Source organism: Klebsiella michiganensis, from assembly GCF_002925905.1.
Lineage (GTDB): Bacteria > Pseudomonadota > Gammaproteobacteria > Enterobacterales > Enterobacteriaceae > Klebsiella > Klebsiella michiganensis.
The window spans coordinates 44,257-69,409 of record NZ_PRDB01000020.1 but is presented as its reverse complement, the minus strand read 5'-3'; the positions used below and the strand labels follow the sequence as shown (position 1 = coordinate 69,409).

24 protein-coding genes are annotated in these 25,153 nt (G+C 54.7%); 3 read left to right on the top strand and 21 right to left on the bottom strand.

What is annotated here, in order from left to right; translation table 11 throughout:
* Positions 1-11 precede the first annotated feature (11 nt).
* From rpoS to cysG, 13 genes are all read right to left on the bottom strand, one after another.
* Entirely contained in the window at positions 12-1,004 is a 993-nt protein-coding gene (gene rpoS, locus CDA56_RS26370; RefSeq protein ID WP_004104962.1) for an RNA polymerase sigma factor RpoS, read from the bottom strand.
* A gap of 159 nt (positions 1,005-1,163) precedes the next feature.
* Complete coding sequence (gene nlpD / locus CDA56_RS26365; protein WP_227632919.1) at positions 1,164-2,225, bottom strand: murein hydrolase activator NlpD; 1,062 nt, start codon at positions 2,223-2,225, stop codon at positions 1,164-1,166.
* A 182-nt stretch (positions 2,226-2,407) separates the two neighbouring features.
* Complete coding sequence (locus CDA56_RS26360) at positions 2,408-3,034, bottom strand: protein-L-isoaspartate(D-aspartate) O-methyltransferase (protein WP_049083768.1); 627 nt, start codon at positions 3,032-3,034, stop codon at positions 2,408-2,410.
* Positions 3,028-3,789, bottom strand: a complete 762-nt coding sequence (surE, locus tag CDA56_RS26355; RefSeq protein ID WP_004124266.1) for a 5'/3'-nucleotidase SurE — start codon at positions 3,787-3,789, stop codon at positions 3,028-3,030. The genes CDA56_RS26360 and surE overlap by 7 nt, the downstream gene beginning before the upstream one ends.
* Entirely contained in the window at positions 3,770-4,819 is a 1,050-nt protein-coding gene (truD, locus tag CDA56_RS26350; RefSeq protein ID WP_103813873.1) for a tRNA pseudouridine(13) synthase TruD, read from the bottom strand. Before truD ends, surE begins: the two co-directional genes overlap by 20 nt.
* Positions 4,816-5,295 (bottom strand): 2-C-methyl-D-erythritol 2,4-cyclodiphosphate synthase, encoded by a 480-nt coding sequence (gene ispF / locus CDA56_RS26345; RefSeq protein ID WP_103813875.1) that lies wholly within the window; start codon positions 5,293-5,295, stop codon positions 4,816-4,818. The genes truD and ispF overlap by 4 nt, the downstream gene beginning before the upstream one ends.
* Positions 5,295-6,005, bottom strand: a complete 711-nt coding sequence (gene ispD / locus CDA56_RS26340) for a 2-C-methyl-D-erythritol 4-phosphate cytidylyltransferase (protein ID WP_103813877.1) — start codon at positions 6,003-6,005, stop codon at positions 5,295-5,297. The genes ispF and ispD overlap by 1 nt, the downstream gene beginning before the upstream one ends.
* 19 nt (positions 6,006-6,024) lie before the next feature.
* A complete protein-coding gene (ftsB, locus tag CDA56_RS26335; RefSeq protein ID WP_004104977.1) occupies positions 6,025-6,342 on the bottom strand; it encodes a cell division protein FtsB in 318 nt (105 codons plus the stop codon).
* A 140-nt stretch (positions 6,343-6,482) separates the two neighbouring features.
* Complete coding sequence (locus tag CDA56_RS26330) at positions 6,483-6,809, bottom strand: DUF3561 family protein (RefSeq protein ID WP_004124286.1); 327 nt, start codon at positions 6,807-6,809, stop codon at positions 6,483-6,485.
* A 53-nt stretch (positions 6,810-6,862) separates the two neighbouring features.
* The gene (gene cysC, locus CDA56_RS26325) at positions 6,863-7,468 is read right to left on the bottom strand and encodes an adenylyl-sulfate kinase (RefSeq protein ID WP_004853621.1); all 606 of its coding nucleotides are present in this window, start codon (positions 7,466-7,468) and stop codon (positions 6,863-6,865) included.
* The gene (gene cysN / locus CDA56_RS26320; RefSeq protein ID WP_103813879.1) at positions 7,468-8,895 is read right to left on the bottom strand and encodes a sulfate adenylyltransferase subunit CysN; all 1,428 of its coding nucleotides are present in this window, start codon (positions 8,893-8,895) and stop codon (positions 7,468-7,470) included. Before cysN ends, cysC begins: the two co-directional genes overlap by 1 nt.
* 9 nt (positions 8,896-8,904) lie before the next feature.
* Complete coding sequence (gene cysD / locus CDA56_RS26315) at positions 8,905-9,813, bottom strand: sulfate adenylyltransferase subunit CysD (protein WP_004104981.1); 909 nt, start codon at positions 9,811-9,813, stop codon at positions 8,905-8,907.
* 9 nt (positions 9,814-9,822) lie between these two features.
* Positions 9,823-11,229 carry a siroheme synthase CysG gene (cysG, locus tag CDA56_RS26310; RefSeq protein ID WP_165795092.1) on the bottom strand — a complete coding sequence of 469 codons (1,407 nt, stop codon included), beginning with the start codon at positions 11,227-11,229 and terminating at the stop codon, positions 9,823-9,825.
* A gap of 246 nt (positions 11,230-11,475) precedes the next feature.
* Between cysG and CDA56_RS26305 the strand changes: the two genes are divergently transcribed.
* Positions 11,476-12,531: an aminopeptidase gene (locus CDA56_RS26305; protein WP_025106436.1), complete on the top strand. Its 1,056-nt coding sequence runs from the start codon at positions 11,476-11,478 to the stop codon at positions 12,529-12,531.
* Positions 12,532-12,872: 341 nt separating this feature from the next.
* On the opposite strand, the gene CDA56_RS26300 is transcribed toward CDA56_RS26305, so the two are convergent.
* The 6 genes from CDA56_RS26300 to cysJ form a co-directional block, all read right to left on the bottom strand.
* The gene (locus CDA56_RS26300) at positions 12,873-13,700 is read right to left on the bottom strand and encodes a DMT family transporter (protein ID WP_242446378.1); all 828 of its coding nucleotides are present in this window, start codon (positions 13,698-13,700) and stop codon (positions 12,873-12,875) included.
* A complete protein-coding gene (locus CDA56_RS26295; RefSeq protein ID WP_025106434.1) occupies positions 13,697-14,845 on the bottom strand; it encodes a cysteine desulfurase family protein in 1,149 nt (382 codons plus the stop codon). Before CDA56_RS26295 ends, CDA56_RS26300 begins: the two co-directional genes overlap by 4 nt.
* Positions 14,846-14,863: 18 nt before the next feature.
* Positions 14,864-15,706, bottom strand: coding sequence for a hypothetical protein (locus CDA56_RS31380; RefSeq protein WP_225623241.1), 843 nt, complete (start codon positions 15,704-15,706; stop codon positions 14,864-14,866).
* A gap of 617 nt (positions 15,707-16,323) precedes the next feature.
* On the bottom strand, positions 16,324-17,058 hold the full coding sequence (gene cysH, locus CDA56_RS26280) for a phosphoadenosine phosphosulfate reductase (RefSeq protein WP_014226592.1): 735 nt from the start codon (positions 17,056-17,058) through the stop codon (positions 16,324-16,326).
* A 98-nt stretch (positions 17,059-17,156) separates the two neighbouring features.
* A complete protein-coding gene (gene cysI / locus CDA56_RS26270) occupies positions 17,157-18,869 on the bottom strand; it encodes an assimilatory sulfite reductase (NADPH) hemoprotein subunit (protein WP_004853633.1) in 1,713 nt (570 codons plus the stop codon).
* Entirely contained in the window at positions 18,869-20,668 is a 1,800-nt protein-coding gene (cysJ, locus tag CDA56_RS26265; protein WP_025106432.1) for an NADPH-dependent assimilatory sulfite reductase flavoprotein subunit, read from the bottom strand. Before cysJ ends, cysI begins: the two co-directional genes overlap by 1 nt.
* Before the next feature lie 430 nt (positions 20,669-21,098).
* Between cysJ and queD the strand changes: the two genes are divergently transcribed.
* A complete protein-coding gene (gene queD / locus CDA56_RS26255; RefSeq protein ID WP_004853637.1) occupies positions 21,099-21,461 on the top strand; it encodes a 6-carboxytetrahydropterin synthase QueD in 363 nt (120 codons plus the stop codon).
* 56 nt (positions 21,462-21,517) lie between these two features.
* Here queD and queE read toward each other — a convergent pair whose 3' ends face one another.
* A complete protein-coding gene (queE, locus tag CDA56_RS26250) occupies positions 21,518-22,189 on the bottom strand; it encodes a 7-carboxy-7-deazaguanine synthase QueE (protein ID WP_004124321.1) in 672 nt (223 codons plus the stop codon).
* A 460-nt stretch (positions 22,190-22,649) separates the two neighbouring features.
* Between queE and CDA56_RS26245 the strand changes: the two genes are divergently transcribed.
* Positions 22,650-23,759 (top strand): SDR family oxidoreductase, encoded by a 1,110-nt coding sequence (locus CDA56_RS26245; RefSeq protein WP_025106430.1) that lies wholly within the window; start codon positions 22,650-22,652, stop codon positions 23,757-23,759.
* 66 nt (positions 23,760-23,825) lie between these two features.
* Here the strand turns inward: CDA56_RS26245 and eno are convergent, their stop codons facing one another.
* Positions 23,826-25,124, bottom strand: a complete 1,299-nt coding sequence (eno, locus tag CDA56_RS26240) for a phosphopyruvate hydratase (RefSeq protein ID WP_004124327.1) — start codon at positions 25,122-25,124, stop codon at positions 23,826-23,828.
* Positions 25,125-25,153: the final 29 nt, after the last annotated feature.

Below are 25,153 nucleotides of genomic sequence, written 5' to 3'. Positions count from 1 at the left end.
AGAAAGGTGTCTTACTCGCGGAACAGCGCTTCGATGTTCAGCCCCTGACTTTGCAGGATCTCCCGCAGACGGCGAAGACCTTCTACCTGGATCTGACGCACGCGTTCGCGGGTCAGGCCAATTTCGCGGCCCACATCCTCAAGCGTCGCGGCTTCATAGCCGAGCAGACCAAAGCGACGAGCCAGCACTTCACGCTGCTTGGCGTTCAGTTCGAACAGCCATTTGACGATGCTTTGTTTCATGTCATCGTCCTGCGTGGTGTCTTCCGGGCCGTTGTCTTTTTCATCGGCCAGAATATCCAGCAGCGCTTTTTCCGAGTCGCCGCCCAGCGGTGTATCCACCGAGGTAATGCGCTCGTTCAGACGCAGCATCCGGCTCACGTCATCAACTGGCTTATCCAGCTGTTCGGCTATCTCTTCCGCGCTTGGCTCGTGGTCCAGCTTATGGGACAACTCGCGTGCGGTACGCAGATAAACGTTCAGCTCTTTGACGATATGGATAGGTAAACGAATGGTACGGGTTTGGTTCATGATCGCCCGTTCAATCGTTTGGCGAATCCACCAGGTCGCGTAAGTCGAAAAACGGAACCCACGTTCCGGGTCAAACTTCTCAACTGCGCGAATCAGCCCCAGGTTACCTTCTTCAATCAGATCCAGCAGAGCCAGACCGCGATTGCCGTAACGGCGGGCTATCTTGACGACCAGACGCAGGTTACTTTCGATCATCCGGCGGCGTGACGCAACGTCACCACGCAGCGCGCGACGCGCAAAATAAACCTCTTCTTCGGCCGTCAGCAGTGGGGAATAACCAATCTCTCCAAGATAAAGCTGCGTCGCATCGAGCACCCGTTGGGTTGCTCCCTGCGAAAGAAGCTCTTCCTCAGCCAGATCGCTATCACTGGGTTCCTCTTCAACTAAGGCTTTCTCATCAAAAACCTCGACTCCGTTCTCATCAAATTCCGCGTCTTCATTTAAATCATGAACTTTCAGCGTATTCTGACTCATAAAGATGGCTCCTACCCGTGATCCCTGAGCAAAGCACCTTCCGCTAAACATCACTTAAAAGACGCCCGGACGAGAACCTTTTCTGCCCCGGTAAAGCAGGCATTCTGGCCGCCCTGGCGCCTCTTTTAGCGATACTGAGCTTATCCGTACTTTGCCAAATTATCGCTGCGGTAAATACTGCAGCGGGTTGACGGATTTCCCCTTGTAACGAATTTCAAAATGCAAACGTGTAGAACTTGTACCTGTGCTACCCATGGTAGCGATTTTCTGCCCCGCCTTGATATCTTGTTGCTCTTTTACCAGCATCGTATCGTTATGTGCGTAGGCGCTCAGGTAATCATCGTTGTGTTTGATGATAATAAGATTACCGTAACCGCGCAGTGCGTTACCGGCATAGACGACGCGCCCATCTGCGGTCGCGACAATAGCCTGTCCTTTACTGCCTGCAATATCAATACCTTTATTGCCACCTTCGGCACCACTAAAGTTCTCGATAACCTTGCCATCAGTCGGCCAGCGCCATGAAGAGATCGGCGAACTGGTTGACGTACTGCTTGCAGTCGATTGGGTTGTGCTGACAGCCGGGGCCGTAACAGGCGCGACGGTTGTTGTCGTCGTCGCAGGCTTGTTATTCGGCAACATCTTATTAGCACTCTGTTCACCTGAAGATTCAGGATACGTAATAGTTGGTTGGGACGCAACCACCGCGGTGGATTTTTGTGCAGAATTTGCGGTTAACATCCCGCCGCTGCTGGCCTTCACGCTGGCCTGGGCGACAGGGTTATCTCCGGTGATTGGCTGACCGGACGCGTTACCAACCTGCAGCGTCTGACCCACGTTCAGACCGTACGGCGCCGGGATATTATTACGCTGCGCCAGGTCGCGGAAGTCGTTCCCGGTGACCCACGCAATATAGAATAGCGTGTCGCCGCGTTTAACAGTATAGGTACTGCCGCCGGTATAGCTACCTTTCGGAATATCCCCATACTTACGGTTGTAGACAATTTTGCCGTTCACCGTTTGTACCGGCTCCTGAGCCATCGGCTGAACCTGAGCGGGCTGCGTCTGCACCGGCTGCGTTTGTACCGGGCGCGCCTGCGGAACGTTATTGGATGGAGGCGTGATCAGCATTCCGGAATTCGTGCTGGAAGACGAAGTCCCGCCAGCCGAGCTGACCGGCGCAGGCGGATTGTTGGAGCTGCTGCAGCCTGCCAGCCACAGTGACACCAGTGATAAAGCCGCAATGCGGCTTAAGGTAAAATTTGGGCTTCCCGCGCTCATTTATCCCCCAGGAATATGTTAACTACCAATATCTTGCTCACCGGACGGCGCCCGGCCAGGACACGAAAAATGTGTCCACCCTATGCCTAAATGCAGGCAAAAAAACCTGGAATAATCCGGGTTCAGGCTAACTCCCCCTTCACGAGGGGAACAAAGCGCACGGCTTCGACAGTATCAATGACAAACTCGTTGCCGCGCCGACGGATCCGCTTCAGGAACTGATGCTCTTCGCCAACCGGCAGCACCAGTATGCCGCCATCGTCCAGCTGCGCCAGCAGCGCGGCCGGAATTTCCGGCGGCGCGGCGGTAACGATAATCGCGTCGAACGGCGCACGCGCCTGCCAACCCTGCCATCCATCGCCGTGACGGGTTGAAACATTATGTAAATCAAGTTGTTTAAGACGACGGCGCGCGTGCCACTGCAAACTCTTAATTCGCTCAACCGAGCAAACGTGATGCACCAGATGCGCCAGAATCGCCGTCTGATAGCCAGAGCCGGTGCCGATTTCCAGCACCCGGGACTCCGGCGTTAGCGTCAGAAGCTCGGTCATCCGCGCCACCATGTAGGGTTGCGAGATGGTTTGCCCCTGACCAATCGGCAGCGCCGTGTTTTCCCACGCCTTATGTTCAAAGGCTTCATCAACAAACTTTTCTCGCGGCACCATGGCGATCGCGTTCAGCACGCGCTCGTCAATAATGCCCTGCGTGCGGAGCTGATTGAGAAGACTTTCAACACGTTTACTTACCATTGCGTATCAACTCCAACGCGATCCAGCCAGCCGCTAACCACCTCATGCGCGCCGTGGGCGGTTAAATCGACGTGTAGCGGCGTGACCGACACATAGCCTTCATCCACGGCGGCAAAGTCGGTATCCGGCCCGGCGTCGTACTTTTCGCCCGGCGGTCCGATCCAGTACAGCGTATTGCCGCGCGGATCTTTTTGCGGGATCACCTGGTCGGAAGGATGACGACTGCCGCAGCGGGTCACGCGGATACCTTTGATCTGCTCAAGAGGCAGATCCGGCACGTTGATATTGAGAATGCGCCCGGTGCGCAGCGGCTCGCGGCTTAAAGCGCGCAGAATAGAGCAGGTGACCGCAGCGGCGGTATCGTAATGCTGATAGCCGTTTAGCGAGACGGCCAGCGCCGGAAAGCCCAGATGACGGCCTTCCATCGCGGCGGCAACGGTGCCGGAATAGATGACGTCGTCACCGAGGTTGGGTCCGGCGTTAATGCCGGAAACCACGATATCCGGACGCGGCCGCATCAGGGCGTTGACCCCGAGATAAACACAGTCCGTCGGCGTGCCCATCTGTACGGCGATATCGCCGTTATCAAAAGTGAAAGTGCGAAGCGAAGATTCCAGCGTCAGGGAGTTCGACGCTCCGCTGCGGTTACGATCGGGTGCAACTATCTGAACCTCAGCGAATTCCCGTAAGGCCTTTGCCAGGGTCTGAATGCCCGGCGCATGAATCCCATCATCGTTACTCAGCAATATTCGCATAGTCACCCGTTGTATTGATAAGCTCCCTTACTACGCTGGTGGCGAAGCTGCCCGCGGGCAGCCAGAAACGCAGTTCAACGGTAACGTCATCCCACCAGTTCCAGCTCATCTGCTGGGGATAAAGCAGCATCGCCCGGCGGGCGGCCTCTACTTTTTCACGCACCAGCAGCGCCTGTAGCTGCGTCTCTTCGACCACTGCCGCCTGCTCGGCGGCCAGCGCATCCCGTTGGCTTCCCCAGTCGCCGCTGCCCACAAGCGCAGCGGTAATCATCAGCTCGCGGTTATCTACCCGCGCCTGGAGTTCCGTCAGTTCTTCAGAGGCCGCAACGAACCAGCTTCCGCGCCCCGCTAATTGTAGCGCATCGCCATCAACAACCTGATTAAATTCCGGTTTTTTTAATCTAATACCAACCTGTTGATTAAACAATGCGCTGCGGGCCGCCGACAACCAAAAACTGCGTTTATTGCGATCGCGCACCGGCGCGCCGCTCTCGGCCCAGCGCAGCGCCCCCAGCAGATTACTGCCGCCGATACCGAAGCGCTGGGCGCCAAAATAGTTGGGTACGCCATGCTCAGCAATCGCCTGTAAACGCGTTTCGACATCGTCGCGATTGCTGATTTCGCGCAGCACCAGCGTAAACTGGTTCCCCTTCAGCGCCCCGAGGCGCAGCTTGCGCTTATGGCGCGCGTACTCCAGTACCTGACAGCCTTCAAGCTGAAATTTGCTCAGGTCGGGCATCTCTTTGCCCGGCACTCGGGCGCACAGCCACTGTTCAGTCACCGCGTGTTTGTCCTTCTGCCCGGCAAAGCTCACTTCACGCGCATGAATTTTAAGGAATTTTGCCAGCGCGTCAGCAACAAAACGTGTATTGCAGCCGTTTTTCAGAATACGCACCAGCACATGCTCGCCTTCGCCGTCAGGCGCAAAGCCGAGATCCTCAACCACCACGAAGTCCTCCGGGTTGGCTTTTAGCAGCCCCTGGCTCAGCGGTTTTCCATGCAGATAAGTGAGTTCGTCAAAAGCGATCATTTCTCCGCCTTACGCAGCAGCGCCACCGCTTCACAGGCAATGCCTTCGCCGCGACCGGTAAAGCCCAGCTTTTCCGTGGTGGTGGCTTTGACGTTAACATCGTCCATATGGCAACCGAGATCTTCGGCAATAAAGATGCGCATCTGGGGAATATGCGGCAGCATTTTTGGCGCCTGGGCGATAATGGTGACGTCAACGTTGCTAAGGGTATAGCCTTTCGCCTGAATCCGCCGCCACGCTTCGCGCAGCAGTTCGCGGCTGTCGGCGCCCTTAAAGGCCGGGTCGGTATCCGGGAACAGCTTGCCGATGTCGCCCAGCGCCGCCGCGCCGAGCAGCGCATCGGTCAGCGCGTGCAGCGCGACGTCGCCGTCGGAGTGGGCCAGCAGCCCTTTCTCGTAGGGTACGCGCACGCCGCCGATGATGATTGGGCCTTCACCGCCAAAAGCGTGTACGTCAAAACCGTGTCCAATTCGCATTAAGCCTTCTCCTGGTGTCGGGAACGGGTAAGGTAAAATTCGGCCAGCGCCAGGTCTTCCGGGCGCGTCACTTTAATATTATCAGCTCGTCCGGCGACCAGTTCAGGATGAAAGCCGCAGTACTCCAGCGCCGAGGCTTCGTCGGTGATGGTCGCCCCTTCATTAAGCGCCCGCGTCAGGCAATCAACAAGCAGTTCGCGAGGGAAAAATTGCGGCGTCAGCGCGTGCCATAAATCGTTACGTTCAACGGTATGGGCGATGGCAGCCCTGCCCGGCTCCGCGCGCTTCATCGTGTCGCGAACCGGAGCGGCCAGAATGCCGCCCGTACGGCTGGTTTGGCATAGCTGAAGCAGGCGGCTGAGATCGTCCTGGTGCAGGCAGGGGCGCGCGGCATCGTGCACCAGCACCCAGTCGGCTTCGCCAAGAACCTTCAGGCCAGCGAGAACGGAGTCCGCGCGTTCCGTGCCGCCATCAACGACGGTGACTTGGGAGTGGTTCGCCAACGGCAGTTGGCTGAAGCGAACGTCGCCCGGGCTGACGGCAATCACCACCCGCTGTATAAGGGGGTTTGCCAACAGCGCGGCGACCGCGTGCTCGAGAATCGTTTTGTTACCGATTGAGAGATATTGTTTAGGGCATTCCGTTTGCATGCGGCGGCCAAAACCGGCTGCCGGCACCACGGCGCAAACGCCCGGAAAAGTGGCTGCCATGTTGTAATCCTGGGCCTGTTTATCGATTATTCTGCTGTTGCCCCGCGGCCTGGTTGCGTTTTGACGCATCCGGCACCAGACGATAAAACGTTTCGCCCGGGCGGGTCATACTGAGTTCATTGCGCGCGCGCTCTTCGATAGCTTCCTGACCGCCGTTGAGGTCGTCAATTTCGGCGAACAGCTGATCGTTGCGTGCTTTTAATTTAGCGTTCGTTGCCTGCTGCGCGGAGACATCGTCGTTAACCCGGCTATAGTCGTGCAGACCATTTTTGCCGAACCATAGCGAGTACTGCAGCCAGACCAGCAAAGCCAATAACAGCAGCGTTAGTTTACCCATCCTGCCCCCTGAAAAACGGCATCATCATCCCATAACTCGCCCGAGTTCTCTACTCTGGCGCGCGGACGACGCCGCGTAACGCGGGGACTGTACCACATTTTTACCGTTGATACCCAGGCTAGATTCATTCGTAGAAAGGACTACCCCAGTAGCCAGAGGAACAGCAGACCGAACATCAGTCCGACGGTTAAAATCGTCGCGCAGACGCTGTACTGAAGTTTGCCGTCCATCAGCGAATGCAGCGCGATGCCAACCACGACGGCAACCGGCATTAATGCCAGGAAGAACGGCCAGGTGTAGAGGAGGACAAATAGCGTGTTACTGCCATAGATCAGGAAGGGAATACCCAGCGCCAGCAGCCATGAAATAAAGCCAACGGCAGCGCCCGACAGAGACCAGGTGGTCTCGTCGCTGACTGCCGGCGGCGGTTCTGAACGAATAATACTGATGTTCTGGGTATTGCGCATATCGAATCCTGTTGACCTGGCGATCGGCATCCTGTGATGATGCCGCTGCCGTTTCAGGATCTGATAATATCGCTCTGTCGTAGCAGGTCTAATAATTGGTGCACCAAATTTGTTACCAATTGTTCACCGTCGAGGTGAATTTCGGCGCGCTCCGGGGATTCATACACTGAATCAATTCCGGTAAAGTTGCGCAGCTCCCCGGCCCGTGCCTTCTTGTACAGCCCTTTCGGATCCCGCGCTTCGCAGATCGCCAGCGGCGTATCGACAAAGACTTCAATAAAGCGCCCTTCGCCCAAACGTTCGCGCACCATCTGCCGCTCTGCGCGATGCGGTGATATAAACGCAGTCAATACTACCAGCCCGGCATCCACCATCAGCTTCGCCACTTCACCCACCCGGCGAATGTTTTCTTTGCGGTCGTCGTCGCTGAAGCCAAGATCGCTGCACAGGCCGTGACGCACGTTATCGCCATCCAGTAAATAGGTGCTCACGCCGAGCCGATGCAGCGCCTCTTCCAGCGCGCCGGCAACGGTGGATTTCCCCGAGCCCGAAAGCCCGGTGAACCACAGCACCACGCCGCGATGGCCATGATGCTGCTCGCGCTGCGCCTGCGTGACAGGATGTGCGTGCCAGACGACGTTTTCGTCATGTCGGGCCATTACTTGCCTCCCAGCAGGTCGCGGGCGTCCCAGTGCGGGAAGTGCTTGCGAATAAGCTGGTTCAGCTCAAGCTCAAACGCGCTGTATTGCGAAGCGCCTGCCTGAGCCTGCTCGTTCGGTTCGCGTACCATCCCTGCGCCAACGGTCACGTTGGTCAAACGATCGATAAAAATCAGGCCCCCGGTGACCGGGTTATCCTGGTATTTATCGAGTACCAGCGGCTCGTCGAAAGTCAGATCCACCAGCCCAATGCCGTTGAGCGGCAGCGATTCCACTTCGCGCTGGGTCAGGTTGTTAATATCAACCTGGTAGCGTACGCCATCCACGCGGGCGCGGGTTTTCTTACCGGCGATTTTAATGTCATAGCTCTGGCCAGGCGTTAGGGCCTGCTCCGCCATCCATACCACATCAACGCTGGCGCTTTGTACCGCAGGCAGAGAGACCGTCGCGTCCACCAGCAGGTCACCGCGGCTGATATCAATTTCATCCTTCAGCACAAGAGTGATAGCTTCCCCGGCCGCCGCTTCCGGCAGATCGCCGTCAAAGGTGACGATGCGCGCCACGGTGGATTCCACCCCCGACGGCAGCACTTTCAGGCGCTGTCCTACGCTCACGCGGCCGGCGGCAACCGTACCGGAGAATCCGCGGAAGTCGAGGTTCGGGCGGTTGACGTACTGCACCGGGAAGCGCAGCGGCTGGCTTTCCACCACGCGCTGAATCTCAACGGTTTCCAGCACTTCCAGCAGCGTCGGGCCGCTGTACCACGGCATTTTATCGCTCTGGCTGGCGACGTTGTCCCCTTCAAGCGCGGAAAGCGGGACAAAGCGAATGTCGAGATCGCCTGGCAGCTGTTCAGCAAAGGTCAGATACGCTTCACGGATGGTGTTAAAGGTCTCTTCGCTAAAATCGACGAGGTCCATTTTATTCACCGCCACCACCAGGTGTTTGATCCCCAGCAGCGTGGAGATAAAGCTGTGACGACGGGTTTGATCGAGCACGCCTTTGCGCGCGTCGATCAGCAGGATCGCCAGGTCGCAGGTTGACGCGCCGGTCGCCATGTTGCGGGTATACTGTTCGTGTCCCGGGGTGTCGGCGATAATAAATTTGCGCTTCTCGGTAGAGAAGTAACGGTAGGCGACGTCGATGGTAATGCCCTGCTCACGCTCGGCCTGCAGACCGTCCACCAGCAGCGCCAGATCGAGTTTTTCGCCCTGGGTACCGTGACGTTTGCTGTCGTTATGCAGCGAAGAGAGCTGATCTTCGTAAATCTGACGGGTATCGTGCAGCAGGCGGCCAATCAGCGTACTTTTGCCGTCGTCGACGCTGCCGCAGGTCAAAAAGCGCAGCAGGCTTTTGTGCTGCTGGGCATGCAGGTAGGCTTCAACGCCGCCTTCATTGGCAATTTGTTGTGCAATAGTCGTATTCATGGCGGCTCCTTAGAAATAACCCTGACGTTTCTTCAGCTCCATGGAGCCTGCCTGGTCGCGGTCAATCACGCGCCCCTGTCGTTCGCTGGTGGTCGAGACCAGCATCTCTTCGATGATCTCCGGCAGCGTTTGCGCATTGGACTCCACCGCGCCGGTCAGCGGCCAGCAGCCGAGGGTGCGGAAGCGTACCATCTGTTTTTTGATCATCTCGCCGGGCTGTAAATTGATGCGATCGTCATCGATCATCATCAGCATCCCGTCGCGCTCCAGCACCGGACGCTCCGCCGCCAGGTACAGCGGAACAATTTCAATATTTTCCAGATAGATGTACTGCCAGATGTCCAGCTCGGTCCAGTTGGAGAGCGGGAACACGCGGATACTTTCGCCCTTGTTAATCTGGCCGTTATAGTTGTGCCACAGCTCCGGGCGCTGGTTTTTCGGATCCCAGCGGTGGAAGCGGTCGCGGAAGGAGTAAATACGCTCTTTAGCGCGGGATTTCTCTTCATCGCGACGGGCGCCGCCGAACGCGGCATCGAAGCCGTATTTGTTCAGCGCCTGCTTGAGGCCTTCGGTTTTCATGATATCGGTATGCTTGGCGCTGCCGTGCACGAACGGGTTAATCCCCATCGCCACCCCTTCCGGGTTTTTGTGCACCAGCAGCTCACAGCCGTAGGCTTTAGCGGTACGGTCACGGAACTCGTACATTTCGCGGAATTTCCAGCCGGTATCGACGTGCAGCAGCGGGAACGGCAGGGTGCCTGGATAAAACGCTTTACGCGCCAGATGCAGCATCACGCTGGAGTCTTTGCCGATGGAGTACATCATCACCGGGTTAGAGAATTCGGCGGCCACCTCACGAATGATATGGATGCTTTCCGCCTCCAGTTGCCGCAGGTGAGTAAGTCGTTTTTGGTCCATAACCGTTCCTTAAGCCAGATTTACTACAGAAGCCTTGAAGGCGTCTGAGGATGAGGTGTGTTGAAACCAGGCGAGCTGTTGATGTAATTGCACCACTTCACCCACCACCAGCAGCGCGGGCATCGGGGCGTCTTTCGCCAGGTTTTCAAGCTGTTGTAATGTGCCGGTCTTCGTTTGCTGATCGGCGCGAGTGCCGCGCGAGATTACCGCCACCGGGGTATCGCCTCCGCGGCCGTTGGCGATCAGCTGAGCGCTGATTTCCGCCGCTTTCAGGCTACCCATATAAATGGCCAGGGTCTGGCCGCTTTGCGCCAGCCGCGCCCAGTCGAGCGGCGAATTTTCAGCGCCAAAGTGCCCGGTAATAAAGGTTACGCTCTGGGCATAATCACGATGCGTCAGCGGAATACCGGCATAAGCCGTTACGCCCGCCGCCGCCGTGACGCCCGGGACGACCTGAAACGGAATGCCCGCTGCGGCTGCGGCCTGCAGCTCTTCACCGCCGCGGCCAAAAATAAACGGGTCGCCGCCCTTCAGGCGAATCACCGTTTTGCCCGCTTTCGCCGCTTCCAGCAGCAGGCGGTTGATCTCCTGCTGCGGTACAGATACGCCGGCGGCGCTTTTGCCGACGCAGATTATCTCCGCGTCCCGGCGCACCAGTTCACGTACTTCCGGGGTGACCAGGTTGTCGTAAAACACCACGTCCGCCTGCTGAAGGGCCTGCAGGCCGCGCAGGGTCAGCAATCCGGCATCGCCTGGCCCTGCCCCGACGAGAATAATTTCACCAGGGCGTTTTTCCGGCTGCCGAAGTTCATCTTCCAGCGCTTTTTCCGCTTCATCTTTATTGCCCGCCAGCATCAGGCTGGCAAAGCGACCGGTAAACACGCGCTCCCAAAAGCGGCGGCGTTCGGCGGTGGTTTTCAGATGGGTTTTAATATGGTGACGCCAGTAGCTCGCCGTTTCAGCCAGCCGCCCCAGGTTGGTGGGCAGCAGCGCTTCGATTTTTTCGCGCAAAATCCGCGACAGCACCGGCGCTTTTCCGCTGGAAGAGATAGCCACCAGCAGCGGAGAGCGATCGACAATGGATGGAAAGACAAACGAGCACAGCGCCTGATTATCCACGACGTTGACCAGCCGATAGCGCGCGTTAGCCGCGACATAAACGCGTTGGTTCAGCTCGTCATCTTCCGTGGCGGCAATCACCAGGAATACGTCGTCAAGCTGCTGCTCTTCGAATACGGTTGCCCGCCACTGAATTTCCTCGCGCTCGACCTTTTCGGCAAGTTCCGGTATCAACGTTTCGGCGACAATTTGCACCTTCGCTTCAGCACGCAGCAAAAACGTAATCTTACGCGCGGCTATCTCGCCGCCGCCGATCACCAGCACGGGTCTGTCTTTCACTTCGGCAAATATCGGCAAGTATTTCACTGCGCAACAACTCTCTTACAATCAGCAATAGAGCGACTATAGGGTGCGGTTTAGAGCAAATGAAATTACGAAATGGAATGAGTTGTTACTCAAAAGAATAACGACCTGGGAAAGCAAATATCAAAAAGTGCTTAACACGCGGTTTTTCCACCATTTAAGAGCGATTGAAATTGTTTAACCCCGGTCACAGTTTCATACTACGCGGGTGAAATTGTTTTAAGTGCTAAAGGACCCCCTATGTTTTCCGCATTGTGCCGTCGCCTGCTCCCCCTGGCGTTGGGCGCAGGTTTTGTCTTCTCTGCCGCCCCGGCATTCAGCGCCCCGGGCGAAACTGCCAATGCCCAGGCTCGTCATATCGCCACCTTTTATCCCGGAAGAATGACCGGCACGCCGGCCGAGATGCTGTCGGCCGATTATCTCCGCCAGCAGTTCGCCCAGATGGGCTACCAGAGCGATGTGCGCAGCTTCAATACCCGTTACGTCTATACCGATAGCAATCAGCGTAAAAACTGGCATAACGCCACCGGCAGTACGGTGATCGCCGCTCATGAAGGCCAATCTCGCCAGCAGATTATTATCATGGCGCACCTGGATACCTACGCGCCGCAGAGCGATAAAGATGTTGAAAACAACCTCGGCGGCCTGACCCTGCAGGGGATAGACGACAACGCGATGGGTCTCGGCGTCATGCTGGAACTTGCTGAACAGTTAAAGAACGTTCCTACCCGTTACGGTATTCGCTTCGTCGCCACCAGCGGTGAAGAAGAAGGCCGGCTGGGTGCGCAGAATCTGCTTAAGCGCATGAGCGACGCGGAAAAGAAAAACACCCTGCTGGTGATTAATCTCGATAACCTGGTCGTGGGCGATAAGCTGTACTTTAATAGCGGCCGCAGCACGCCAGCATCGGTGCGCAAGCTCACCCGCGACCGGGCGCTGGCTATCGCCCGTAGCCACGGCATCGCGGCCTTCACCAATCCTGGGATGAACCGGGACTTCCCGAAAGGCACCGGCTGCTGCAACGACGCCAGCGTTTTTGATAGCGCCGGGATCCCGGTACTGTCGGTGGAAGCGACCAACTGGTCATTAGGTAAGAAAGACGGTTATCAGCAGCGGAGCAAATCACGCAGCTTCCCGCAGGGCACGAGCTGGCATGACGTACAGCTGGATAACCTACAGTATATTGATAAAGCGCTGCCGGGGCGTATTGAGCATCGCGGACGCGATGTGATGAAAGTGATGCTGCCGCTGGTGAAAGAGCTGGCGAAGGCGGAGAAGAGACCCGCCTCAAAATAGACTAACGATAAAAATCCGGCAACAAGGACTGTCGCCATGATGCGTTTTCATTTTTTAATACCGCTAGCACTTCTCCGGGAGTGCTTTTTTAACAATCCTCGCTCAATCAGCAGGCGGTATGTCTCTCACCGTCTCCACTGCCAGAAGTCATTCAGCTTGCTGGTCAACCTGCGGGGAAAAGGGGTTTTCCTGTACCGTTGGCTGGGCACCGTCCTGTTGCCTGGACGGCGCAAGCACCGTCTGAACACACCGCTACAATCCGCGTAACCGATCCGTTGGATTTACGTTAGAGCGCTTCGAAAATACCTTCAGAATACCCGGAAGGCACATCCCTATCAGAATCAATCCTCCCCGAAAATAACATTGGCGGAAAACGTTTCATGCAATAACCAGAGTGCGAATAGTGCGGAAAACACCGGCTCCAGATTGTAAATCAGAACGGCTCGCGTTGGCGTTGAATACCGCTGGAAATGCGCCTGAACCCAAAAAGCAATGACAGTAGAAAAGACTGCCGTTATCCCTAACGCGATGACAAGCTTGCTACTCCAGTTACGAGGGAGAATCTCACCTCCGCTGATGTGCTGTAGTCCCAGAAAGATTACGGCCATCGTAGAGATCTGTAAAAACGTTAGTGTCATATTATTATGACGCGCGCAGAAACGATCGAGCGCAATAATATGTATGGCGGTGAACAACGATCCAATAACGACCAACCCATCTCCCAGATGGAGCTGCCATCCCTGGATATCGGCCATCAGATATAAACCCGCAAGACCAAACAATGTCGCTAATATCGCGTCAAAAGAGGGGCGTTTCCCCATCAATGGTCCCGTGAGCAATAACACCCAAATGACGCTGAGCCCCGCAAGAAAACCGGTATTTGAGGCCGTTGTTAACTGAAGACCATAAATAAGGAACACAAATGAAGTTCCCAATAGCAGACCCAGTAGTAGACCAGACAGCAATGTTTGTCGCGATAATGTTCCCAATCCTCTCAAGCTGAACGGCAGCAAAAAGAAGGCCGAAAGCAGAAAGCGTAGCCCTAACACCATCATTACCGGATAGGTATTGACCACCATTTTCATAACCGGAAAACCAATCCCCCAACCCGCCGCGACAACGGCCAGCAATAGCTCGGCAACCCAGCGTTTTGGCACTCTGGGCTTCATTTAATCCCCCCCAGGCGCTGTGCTGTACCGGCAAGCAACTCCACTGCTGTTTTAAGTTCTTCACGCTCCGTCATATGGCTAAAGCTCATGCGAATTGCCCCTTGAAGCAAGGCATCATCCAGCCCCATAGCGCTTAAAACATGGCTGGGTTTTTGTTCCGTTGAATGACAGGCTGAGGCACTACTGAGCGCAACTTTCATTTTGAGTTTTTTCAGAAGCATACTGGACTTAATGCCAGGCAAAGAGAAGTTCACGGTATTAGGCAGGCTTTGCGTCCTACAGCCATTTATCACAACGTCCGGCATTATTGATTCGAGGAGATCGATAAAATAACTCTTCATCTCTTTTTGAAACGCAATGCGCTGCGGATATGAGGAGATAAACAGCTCAGCAGCCTTTGCCATTCCAGCAATAGCCGGAAGATTCACTGTGCCGCTACGGATGCCTGACTCCTGACCTCCTCCATGAATGAGTGGCGAGTGCCGAAGGATGTCAGGCCGTGAGCTGTAGAGTGCGCCGACGCCTTTGGGGCCATAGAATTTATGAGCTGAAAAACTGACAAAATCAGGGCTGGACTGTGTCACCGAGAAGGGGAGTTTCCCCACGAGCTGGGCGGCGTCGCTATGGAATAATATACCGTGCTGGCGCGCTATAATTCCAATTTGATCCAGAGGCTGTAGAACACCAGTTTCATTATTCGCTGCCATGACAGAAATTAGTCGAGTTTCTGGACGGATAGCCTCTTTTAGAGCCTCAATGGAGACGCGTCCCAGACGATCGACAGGCAGAAAAGTAATGTCGACACCGTGTCGCCTGACATACTCACAAACTTTTAGCAGGCATTCGTGCTCGATCGAACTGGTAATGATATGAACCTTGCCGGTGTGTAAGAAGTAATCAGACACCGCTCGAATAACCGTGTTATTTGCTTCAGAAGCACCAGAATTGAAAGTGATAAATTCCGCATTAGCCCCAATCATTTGTGCCACAATGGCCCTGCACTCTTCTAAATAATTTTGCGCTCTGATCCCTTCATAATGACTGACAGAAGATGCATTGGCGAAGTATTCGTCAAAGCAGTGTATAACAGTAGCGCGGACTTCAGGAGCCATGTTGGTTGTTGCGTTATTATCCAGATAAATCATGTTTATATCCACTTCCTGTTAGACAACCATAGGGTCTGCTTTTATAGACGATACGGCACTGTATTCCATTTTAGCGATGTGGCCTTCATCATCGCCAAAAAATATATTAGCGATGGTGAGATTATGATTTTGCGGTTTTTGCATAACAGTTAATGCGGTGCGGCCTTGTACCACCTTATTGTGATCTGAAAAATCAGACCAGTCGATGATCACAAAGTCACGGGCTTCTGTAAATCGCTGTTTCAGTTTGAAAAGTATATCTTTATAGTGTTGGAAAATGATAGCTGGACATTTAGCAGTAAAAACGTCACCATTTTTTCTTGCTAAGACAAAAGGAATGACATCAGGGACTGATAACTTTATTTCAGTATGAGATACATTTTCAGTAATCAATAATCCTTCCGTATTGTCCTTGAGTTTCTTTTTTATACTTTCGATGGACCGATTTTTACTGGTTCGCTCGGAAAAAACCATTAATTTATCGCGTTTGATGAGAGTATTTTTTTGGATAAAAAATTCAATTTCCTCAGGAAGTTCTCCAGCCGTTTGCGGTTCTGATATCTTTTCGAGTTGAGGGAGAGTACAGCTATCTTCAGAACAGGCAATCCCGAGATCGTCTACCAGAATACCGTAAACGAGTTTGATATTTTTTTGATATTTACTGATAAGTTTTTTTCCGAAAGCAACGGCATCAGATAGCGTGTTAAGCGCAAACTCGTCTGCGCCAAATTGCCGATTGAAATGACCGCCTTCGAGGTAGACAACGAGCTTACCGGTACTTGTGGCGTAACTATTTTCGATTATAACTTCCAGGGAAGAATGATAATCACCTTTAGGTACTATTTCCTTTTCTAATGACATGACGCTACCTTGCGCTTTATTTAAGAAAAAACTCCCCAGCAACAGCCAGTAAAAACGGGGAAATCGAGGCGTTCAGAAAATATTGTGGTATTCGAATGATGAGAGAAAATCCGAAATATATTCTTTCTGCATTCGCCCTGACTCAAAAATATAAATACAATTTGTGGCCTGTGTCAAGCCAGGTACAAATGAGAACCTCAATCACAACGGATAATTATGAGATAATATCGTAATTAAACATAAATCACTTATATTCTTAATGGGTATAGTTTAAAAGACCAGGAATAATAGTTCATGATCGATGGAGATTTTGTCAAAGCAGATTTGTAGTTGCAGAAAAATCCATGACGCCGGGAGGCTGAAAATCGAGGCAAATCCCGGCAGCCCATCTTTCAGCCTTCCACGCAGACAAGGACGAGGCCCGGCGACAAGTCAGCGGTTATATTCTGGTAGATAACCATAGCGCCAGGCTTCACCATGACAACAGTGTGCTGAAGCCGGAAGAATTAGATAGCAGATACCCTTTTTACTGTAAAATCGTCGCCAATATGGCTTACCAGGTCAAAAAAGGGTTCTGCTGTTTTAGCCGGATGTTGTGGAAATCCCACAGGGCTACATTAGCCTTCGTGCAGCCCGCACTCTCTTTTCAGGCCAAAGAAGCGCGTTTCTTCCTCCGCCATCCCCGGCTCCCATTTCCGGGTGGTGTGGGTATCCCCCACCGACAAATAGCCCTGATCCCACAGCGGGTGATACTTCAGGCCGTGCTTTTGCAGATACTGATAGACGGTACGATTATCCCAGTCGATGATCGGCAGCACCTTAAACACGCCGCGCTGGATCGCCAGCACCGGCAGGTGGGCGCGGCTGCCGGACTGCTCGCGGCGCAGGCCCGCAAACCAGGTTTGCGCATTCAGCTCTTCCAGCGCCCGGTTCATCGGCTCGACCTTGTTAATATCATTGTACTTTTCAATACCCTCAACGCCCTGCTCCCACAGCTTACCGTAGCGCGCCTCCTGCCAGGCGGCGCTCTCCTTCGCCCGATAGATCTTCAGGTTCAGATTGAGTTTGTCCGTTAACTCGTCGATAAACTGGTAGGTTTCCGGGAACAGATAGCCGGTATCGGTCAGAATGACCGGAATATCCGGGCGCACCTGATTGACCAGATGCAGGCTCACCGCCGCCTGAATACCAAAGCTCGAAGAGAGCACATATTCGCCCGGCAGGTTTTCCAGCGCCCACGCGACGCGCGCTTCCGCGCTCAGCTTTTCCAGTTGGCTATTGGTTTCCGCCAGCTGCAAAACACGATCGACCTTCGGTAATGCGTTCAGCGCGTTTAGATCGAGTACGGACATAAGAACCTCGCTTGCCTGTTTCGCCGGGCGGTACTGCATTTGCCCGGCCTACAAAACCCACAGGCCCGGATCGCTGCTCGCCACCGGGCACCTGGATGTTATTCCCAGAAATCACGGGCTGGGTCGAGCACCGGGCGAATGATGCCCGCACGCACCGTAAAGTCGCCGAAGCCTTCACCCGCTTCACGCTCTTTCGCCCAGCGCCCTACCAGTTCGTCGATCGAATCGAGAATTTCCGACTCGGTAATATTTTCCCGATACATACGCGGAATACGCGTCCCGCTGCGGTTGCCGCCAAGGTGCAGGTTATAGCGGCCCGGCGCTTTACCGACCAGCCCCACTTCCGCCAGCATCGCGCGGCCGCAGCCGTTCGGGCAGCCGGTAACGCGGGTAACGATATGCTCGTCGCCAACGCCATGTTTGCTCATCACCGCCTCGACTTTATCGATAAACGACGGGAGGAAACGCTCGGCTTCCGCCATCGCCAGCGGGCAGGTCGGGAACGACACGCAGGCCATAGAGTTTTCGCGCTGCGGCGTGACGGCGTTCATCAGGCCGTGATCGCGGGCCAGCTTCTCGATCTTCGCCTTCTGATCTTCCGGTACGCTGGCAATAATCAGGTTCTGGTTCGCCGTAATGCGGAATTCGCCTTTGTGGATCTTCGCAATCTTCAGCAGGCCGGTTTTCAGCGGACGACCCGGATAATCAAGGATACGACCATTTTCAATAAACAGCGTCAGATGCCAGTTATTGTCGATACCCTTCACCCAGCCGATACGATCGCCGCGGCCGGTGAATTCGTACGGACGGATCGGCTCAAACTTGATGCCCGCCCGACGTTCCACTTCCGCCTTAAAGGTCTCAACGCCAACGCGTTCGAGGGTGTATTTGGTTTTCGCATTTTTACGATCGGTACGGTTACCCCAGTCGCGCTGGGTCGTGACCACCGCTTCCGCCACCGCCAGAGTGTGCTCCAGCGGCAGATAGCCAAACTCGCTCGCCGTACGGGCGTAGGTTTTCTTATTGCCGTGCTCAATCGATAAACCGCCGCCGACCAGCAGGTTGAAACCGACCAGCTTGCCGTTTTCAGCGATGGCCACGAAGTTCATATCGTTCGCGTGCAGATCGATATCGTTCTGCGGCGGGATCACTACGGTCGTTTTGAACTTACGCGGCAGATAGGTCTGACCGAGGATCGGCTCTTCATCGGTGGTGGCGACTTTCTTCTGATCCAGCCAGATCTCGGCGTAGGCGCGCGTGCGCGGCAGCAGGTGCTCGGAGATCTTCTTCGCCCATTCGTAGGCTTCAGTATGCAGCTGGGACTCGTACGGGTTAGAGGTACACAGCACGTTACGGTTCATATCGTTGGCGGTGGCCAACGCGTCCAGCCCGACCGAATGCAGCATCTGGTGCACCGGCTTGACGTTCTTCTTCAGAATGCCGTGGAACTGGAAGGTCTGACGGTTGGTCAGACGGATACTGCCGTAGATGGTGTTATCGGCGGCGAATTTATCGATCGCCTGCCACTGTTTGGTGGTGATCACCCCGCCCGGCAGGCGGCAGCGCAGCAGCATTGCGTGACGCGGCTCCAGCTTCTGCGCCGCGCGCTCGGCGCGGATATCGCGGTCATCCTGCTGGTACATACCGTGAAAACGGATCAGCAGAAAGTTATCGCCTTTAAAACCGCCGGTCAGGCCGTCGTTCAAATCTTCCGCAATGGTGCCGCGCAGGTAGTTGCTTTCGAGCTTCATGCGCTCGGCGTCAGTCAGTTTACCTTCGACCACCAGCGGGCCTGGATGTTTTTCGCTCATTAGTAGACATCTCGCTGATAACGGCGCTCAACGCGCAGCTCACTTAAAAATTCGTCCGCCGCTTCGGCGTCCATCGCGCCGTATTCGGCAATCACTTCCAGCAACGTCTGCTCAACGTCTTTTGCCATACGATTGGCATCGCCGCAGACATAAATATGGGCGCCGTCGTTAATCCAGCGCCACAGTTCGGCCCCCTGCTCGCGCAGCTTGTCCTGAACGTAGACTTTTTGTTGTTGATCGCGGGACCAGGCCAGGTCGATGCGGCTCAGCACGCCTTCTTTGACGTAGCTTTGCCACTCCACCTGATAAAGGAAATCTTCGGTAAAGTGCGGGTTGCCGAAGAACAGCCAGTTCTTCCCTTCCGCGCCTTCCGCCGCGCGCTGCTGCATAAAAGCGCGGAACGGCGCGATGCCGGTGCCGGGGCCAATCATGATCACCGGCGTCTGCGGGTTGGCAGGCAGACGGAAGTTATCGTTATGCTCGATGAAGATGCGCACTTCGCCATCTTCTTCGACGCGGTCAGCCAGGAAGCTGGAAGCGCCGCCGGCCCGGGCGCGGCCTTCGATGTCATAACGCACCACGCCAACGGTGACGTGGACTTCGCTTTCCACTTCCGCCTGCGAAGAAGCGATCGAGTACAGTCGCGGGGTCAGCGGGCGCAGCAGGTCGACCAGCGCCTGTGCATCCAGCTGCGCCGGGGAGAAACGCACCATATCGACAATCGGCGTGGTCGCGGCGTAATGCTGGAGCTGTGCCTTATCGCCCACCAGCGGCAGCAGGGATTCGCTGCGGGTTAAGGTGGCATAATTTTCCACGATGTTACCGGTGTTGACCGTCAGCTCAAAGTGCCACTCCAGCGCTTCGGCGAGCGGCAGCGTTTTGCCGTCAACCGTGACCGGCTCCTCGCCCGTCAGCCACAGCAGCTCTACCAGCTCTTTCACCAGAGCCGGATCGTTCTGGTACCAGACGCCCAGCGCATCGCCCGGCTGATAGCGCAGGCCGGAGTCGCCGAGGTCGATTTCAATATGGCGCACATCTTTTTCAGAATCGCGACCGGTAATTTTTTGATTCACCGCCAGCGTCGCGGTCAGCGGCGCTTCTTTGGTATAGGGGCTGGTGTGGATCTCGTTCACCGATCCGCTGGCAATCAGCTGAGACGGGACGGCGGCAGGGGCGCGCGCTTTCAGCGCCTCAACCACCCGAGCGCGCCATTCGGCGGCGGCGGCCTGATACTCTACATCAGCATCAACCCGGTCGAGCAGGCGTTCGCCGCCCAGTTCGGCCAGCTTATTATCAAAATCTTTGCCGGACTGGCAGAAGAATTCATAGGAGGTATCGCCGAGGCCAAACACGGCAAATGCGGTATCGGTCAGCTTCGGCGCTTTCTTCGAAAACAGGAATTTATGCAGCGCGACGGCTTCTTCCGGCGGCTCACCTTCCCCCTGCGTTGACGTCACCACGACCAGCAGCTTTTCGGAGGCAATTTGTTTGAATTTATAGTCGCCTGCGTTGACCAGCTTCACGTTCAGCTGCGCGGCCTGCAGATCGTCGCGCAGCGCTTCAGCGACGCGGCGGGCGTTGCCGGTTTGCGATGCCGAAATCAGGGTAATGGACGGTACTTCAGCCGCCTGGGCTGGCGCAACAACCGCCGCGCCGGGCTGCTGGTTCAGCACCCCCCAAAAATAGCCGGAAACCCAGGCCAGCTGGGTGGGCGTGAAGTCAGTCGTGGCCGCCTGAAGGCGCGCCATTTGCTCCGGACTCAGCGGTAGCAAATTGGAAGGTGGGGCCTGTGTCGTCATGCGTTGTTATGTTCCAGTAAGCAAAGCTGTGATTCACGCCCTGTCAGCGTGATAAACAGAAGATAATGTATTTACTCTAAATAATTCGAGTTGCAGGCAGCGACACAGCGCCCATCAGGGCAAAGCCCAAGGCTGGGCCGAGTTATTGCCAACGCACATGCGGCTCGAAGTATGACGAGTGAGTAGGTTAACGGTGCAAATAGTAACAACTAAATAAAGGATGGAAATAACAAATAACCAAATGGACTAACCTGTTTTAGTTATAGTTATTAACAACAAAATCGATTAAATAAGCCCATGAAATATAGGCAATTAATTTGAACAGGCTGGATGAATGTGGCTATTTTCCGCTCAGGGCCGTTTTAGTTAATGCGAAAAAATGTGCTTTCCGGTACCCTACGGCGGTTTTTTGCCATATTGAGAAGAAAAGATGTCCACCACGCTGTTTAAAGATTTCACCTTTGAAGCCGCTCACCACCTGCCGCACGTGCCGGAAGGTCATAAGTGCGGTCGCCTGCACGGCCACTCTTTTATGGTGCGCCTGGAGATTACCGGTGAAGTCGATCCCCATACCGGGTGGATCATGGATTTTGCCGAGCTGAAGGCCGCGTTTAAACCCATCTACGATCGCCTCGACCATTACTACCTAAACGATATTCCCGGGCTGTCCAATCCGACCAGCGAAGTGCTGGCAAAATGGATCTGGGAGCAGATGAAACCGCGGGTACCGCTGCTGAGCGCGGTGATGATCAAAGAAACCTGCACCGCGGGCTGCGTCTATCGCGGCGAGTGATAGTGCCTTTAGCTGAATAAGACCCTGATAGCCCTGCGCTATCAGGGTTTTTTATATCACGCGATATTGAGGTACTTGTGCGTCTGCATCGATAAGCGCCAGTTGCGGGCGATACAGGTTTCGATGCACAGGCGCGTCGCGTCATCTTTCTGGCTAATCGGCTGAAGCGCGATAATACGCGGCTTTTCATCGGCCAGCGTTGCCAGCAGCTCATCCAGCGCTTCGATATCGCGCACGCGTCCAACCGGATGTTTAATTTCATCAGCCCGCTGTAGCGCCTGAGAGAGTACGTCATAGCCGCCGCGCATGTTCACCTTTGGCGACACCGTCACCCAGGTATGCGGCGTGCAGCGCACTTCATGGGTGCCGCTGGTTTCAATCTGGCAGCTAAATCCGTTTTGCTCCAGTAAAGAGGTTAACGGCGTTAAATCATGAATGCAGGGCTCGCCGCCGGTAATGACCACGTGGCGGGCCGTCCAGCCCTGACGCCCGATGATAGCCAGCAGATCTTCGCTGCTCGCCGGGCCCCATTTATCGCTCTCTTTGGTTTTTGCCAGAATGCTGAACAGCGACACTTCCCGATCGGCAAGCTTATCCCAGGTATGTTTGGTATCGCACCAGGCGCAACCAACCGGGCATCCCTGTAAACGAATAAAAATGGCGGGAACGCCGGTGAAGTAACCTTCGCCTTGCAAGGTCTGGAACATCTCGTTAATCGGGTACTGCATAATCATCTCTGCTTAGGGTTGTGAGCGCGCATTATCGCAGATTTGCCCGCGCAGATCTTGTCCCGCGCTGCGCCGCGTGGTGGGTAGAACCTAAACCTTAATGATAAACCTCCGGCAGCTGGCCGATTCCATTATCCCGCACCGGCTGATTTAATTAGCCTGATAATCATCAGGCGACTATTAAGCGGCACGGCTAAAATTTTTGGTGTAACAAAACATGTATAATTTTGAAAGCCAAAAATAAAATAACAAACTTAAAAATAATAAATTTCAACGATGTACAAATGGATACACGAAATAATGAATTTATTGTCATAGCTTAGGGTCAAATTCGATCCACGACGCTAAATTATCTTAAAATAACCTTAATAAACCGCACCTTATGTTCATTTTCCATTTAATATCCGTTTAATTTTCCGCGCCTAGAATCCAGTCAACCAACCATAATGAGACTGCATTCATGAATACATTATTAATTACTGGCGCGACCGGTTTTCTCGGTGGAGCAGTGTTAGAAAGCATTCTGAATAAAAAGAATGCGCCTAATCTATTACTGTTAGTTCGTGCAGATAATAGTGTAGCTGCCGTAGAACGGGTAAAGGAAAACCTGCGAAAATTCAATATTAGCGAAGAGAGATTAACGGCCCTGACGCCCGGCAACATTCTGCTGGGGGATCTGGCCAATCCGCAGCCCTTTCTCGACGACCCGCGCCTGAATCAGGTTACCCACGTGCTCAACTGCGCCGCCGTCGCCTCATTTGGTAATAATCCGCTTATCTGGAAGGTCAACGTCGAAGGCACGCTGCAGTTTGCCCGGCGGATGGCTCAGGTCGGCGGCCTTGAGCGCTTTCTGCACGTGGGCACCGCGATGTCCTGCTCGCCAGACCCCGATTCGCTGGTAGCGGAAAGCACGGCGTTTCGTGAACGCGCCGAGCATCTGGTCGAGTACACCCACTCTAAATCAACAATTGAGCGTCTCATGCGGCAGGAGTGCCCAACGCTACCGCTGGCGATCGCCCGTCCCTCTATTGTTGTTGGCCACACTCATCACGGCTGTCAGCCCTCCAGCAGCATCTTCTGGGTGTTCAGCATGGGGCTGATGCTGCAAAAATTTATGTGTTCGATGGAAGACCGCATCGATGTAATCCCCGTCGATTACTGCGCCGATGCGCTGCTGATGCTGCTTACCAGCCCGCTGGCGCGCGGAGAGGTGGTGCATATTTCCGCGGGAGAGGAAAACAGCGTAAGGTTTGCGGATATCGATAACGCGATGGCCTCCGCCCTCGAGCAGGCGCCGGTCGGCGATAAATACGCGCAGGTCAGCTATGAAACGCTGGTCAAAATGCGCCGTGAGCTGAAGGCTATTTTTGGCCCCTGCAACGAACGGCTGATGCTAAAAGCCATGCGCCTATACGGCGCCTTCGCCACGCTTAACGTACGATTCAGCAACGACAAGCTGCTCAGCATGGGTATGCCAAAACCGCCGCGCTTTACCGATTACATTGACCGCTGCGTACAGACCACGCGCGGGCTTTCTATCCCGCAGCAAATGGCGGTAGATTTTAAGTAGCCGCTTTTGCAGGTATAAAAAAAGCCAGCCCGAAGGCTGGCTTTTTCATATCAGATTAAGACAGGCTTATGCCTGACCTTTGATCTCTTTACGACCGTTGTACGGTGCTTTTTCGCCCAGCGCTTCTTCGATACGAATCAGCTGGTTGTATTTAGCAACGCGGTCAGAACGGCTCATAGAACCAGTTTTGATCTGGCCTGCAGCGGTACCCACAGCCAGGTCAGCGATGGTCGCATCTTCAGTTTCGCCAGAACGGTGAGAGATAACGGCAGTGTAGCCAGCGTCTTTCGCCATTTTGATCGCAGCCAGAGTTTCGGTCAGAGAACCAATCTGGTTGAATTTGATCAGGATGGAGTTAACGATGCCTTTCTCGATGCCTTCTTTCAGGATCTTGGTGTTGGTTACGAACAGATCGTCACCAACCAGCTGGATTTTGTCGCCCAGTACTTTAGTCTGGTATGCGAAACCGTCCCAGTCAGATTCGTCCAGGCCATCTTCGATGGAGACGATCGGGTACTGTTTGGTCAGCTCTTCCAGGAAGTGGGTGAATTCTTCAGAGGTGAACGCTTTGTTGCCTTCGCCGGCCAGAACGTATTTACCGTCTTTGTAGAATTCAGAAGCCGCGCAGTCCATCGCCAGAGTGATGTCTTTGCCCAGCTCGTAGCCAGCAGCTTTAACCGCTTCAGCGATAACAGCCAGCGCTTCAGCGTTGGAGCCCAGGTTCGGCGCGTAGCCGCCTTCGTCACCAACAGCGGTGTTCATACCTTTAGCTTTCAGAACTTTAGCCAGGTTGTGGAACACTTCAGAACCCATACGTACGGCTTCTTTCAGGGATTTAGCGCCAACCGGCTGAATCATAAATTCCTGGATGTCGACGTTGTTGTCAGCGTGCTCGCCGCCGTTGATGATGTTCATCATCGGAACCGGCATGGAGTATTTGCCCGGGGTGCCGTTCAGCTCAGCGATGTGCTCGTACAGCGGCTGACCTTTAGAAGCAGCGGCAGCTTTGGCGTTAGCCAGAGAGACGGCCAGGATGGCGTTCGCACCGAAGTTAGATTTGTTTTCAGTACCGTCCAGGTCGATCATGATTTTGTCGATGCCAGCCTGATCTTTGGCATCTTTGCCAAGGATTGCCTGAGCGATCGGGCCGTTAACCGCGCCAACAGCTTTCAGTACGCCTTTACCCATGAAACGGGATTTGTCGCCATCGCGCAGTTCCAGCGCTTCGCGGGAGCCAGTAGAAGCACCTGACGGAGCAGCTGCCATACCGACGAAACCACCTTCCAGGTGTACTTCGGCTTCAACAGTCGGGTTACCACGGGAGTCGATGATTTCACGACCGATGACTTTAACGATTTTGGACATTAGGTTTTCCTCAGTACAAGTTAAACTAA

Bases quoted from the DNA above. Each gene is read 5' to 3' on its own strand.
- CDA56_RS31380 (WP_225623241.1), bottom strand. From the start codon at position 15,706: ATGTCATTAGAAAAGGAAATAGTACCTAAAGGTGATTATCATTCTTCC.
- cysC (WP_004853621.1), bottom strand. From the start codon at position 7,468: ATGGCCCGACATGACGAAAACGTCGTCTGGCACGCACATCCTGTCACG.
- ispD (WP_103813877.1), bottom strand. From the start codon at position 6,005: ATGGCAGCCACTTTTCCGGGCGTTTGCGCCGTGGTGCCGGCAGCCGGT.
- CDA56_RS26360 (WP_049083768.1), bottom strand. From the start codon at position 3,034: ATGGTAAGTAAACGTGTTGAAAGTCTTCTCAATCAGCTCCGCACGCAG.
- rpoS (WP_004104962.1), bottom strand. From the start codon at position 1,004: ATGAGTCAGAATACGCTGAAAGTTCATGATTTAAATGAAGACGCGGAA.
- cysI (WP_004853633.1), bottom strand. From the start codon at position 18,869: ATGAGCGAAAAACATCCAGGCCCGCTGGTGGTCGAAGGTAAACTGACT.
- CDA56_RS26330 (WP_004124286.1), bottom strand. From the start codon at position 6,809: ATGCGCAATACCCAGAACATCAGTATTATTCGTTCAGAACCGCCGCCG.
- CDA56_RS26305 (WP_025106436.1), top strand. From the start codon at position 11,476: ATGTTTTCCGCATTGTGCCGTCGCCTGCTCCCCCTGGCGTTGGGCGCA.
- ispF (WP_103813875.1), bottom strand. From the start codon at position 5,295: ATGCGAATTGGACACGGTTTTGACGTACACGCTTTTGGCGGTGAAGGC.
- truD (WP_103813873.1), bottom strand. From the start codon at position 4,819: ATGATCGCTTTTGACGAACTCACTTATCTGCATGGAAAACCGCTGAGC.
- CDA56_RS26295 (WP_025106434.1), bottom strand. From the start codon at position 14,845: ATGATTTATCTGGATAATAACGCAACAACCAACATGGCTCCTGAAGTC.
- cysJ (WP_025106432.1), bottom strand. From the start codon at position 20,668: ATGACGACACAGGCCCCACCTTCCAATTTGCTACCGCTGAGTCCGGAG.
- CDA56_RS26245 (WP_025106430.1), top strand. From the start codon at position 22,650: ATGAATACATTATTAATTACTGGCGCGACCGGTTTTCTCGGTGGAGCA.
- queE (WP_004124321.1), bottom strand. From the start codon at position 22,189: ATGCAGTACCCGATTAACGAGATGTTCCAGACCTTGCAAGGCGAAGGT.
- cysD (WP_004104981.1), bottom strand. From the start codon at position 9,813: ATGGACCAAAAACGACTTACTCACCTGCGGCAACTGGAGGCGGAAAGC.
- queD (WP_004853637.1), top strand. From the start codon at position 21,099: ATGTCCACCACGCTGTTTAAAGATTTCACCTTTGAAGCCGCTCACCAC.
- surE (WP_004124266.1), bottom strand. From the start codon at position 3,789: ATGCGAATATTGCTGAGTAACGATGATGGGATTCATGCGCCGGGCATT.
- ftsB (WP_004104977.1), bottom strand. From the start codon at position 6,342: ATGGGTAAACTAACGCTGCTGTTATTGGCTTTGCTGGTCTGGCTGCAG.
- cysN (WP_103813879.1), bottom strand. From the start codon at position 8,895: ATGAATACGACTATTGCACAACAAATTGCCAATGAAGGCGGCGTTGAA.
- cysH (WP_014226592.1), bottom strand. From the start codon at position 17,058: ATGTCCGTACTCGATCTAAACGCGCTGAACGCATTACCGAAGGTCGAT.
- eno (WP_004124327.1), bottom strand. From the start codon at position 25,124: ATGTCCAAAATCGTTAAAGTCATCGGTCGTGAAATCATCGACTCCCGT.
- CDA56_RS26300 (WP_242446378.1), bottom strand. From the start codon at position 13,700: ATGAAGCCCAGAGTGCCAAAACGCTGGGTTGCCGAGCTATTGCTGGCC.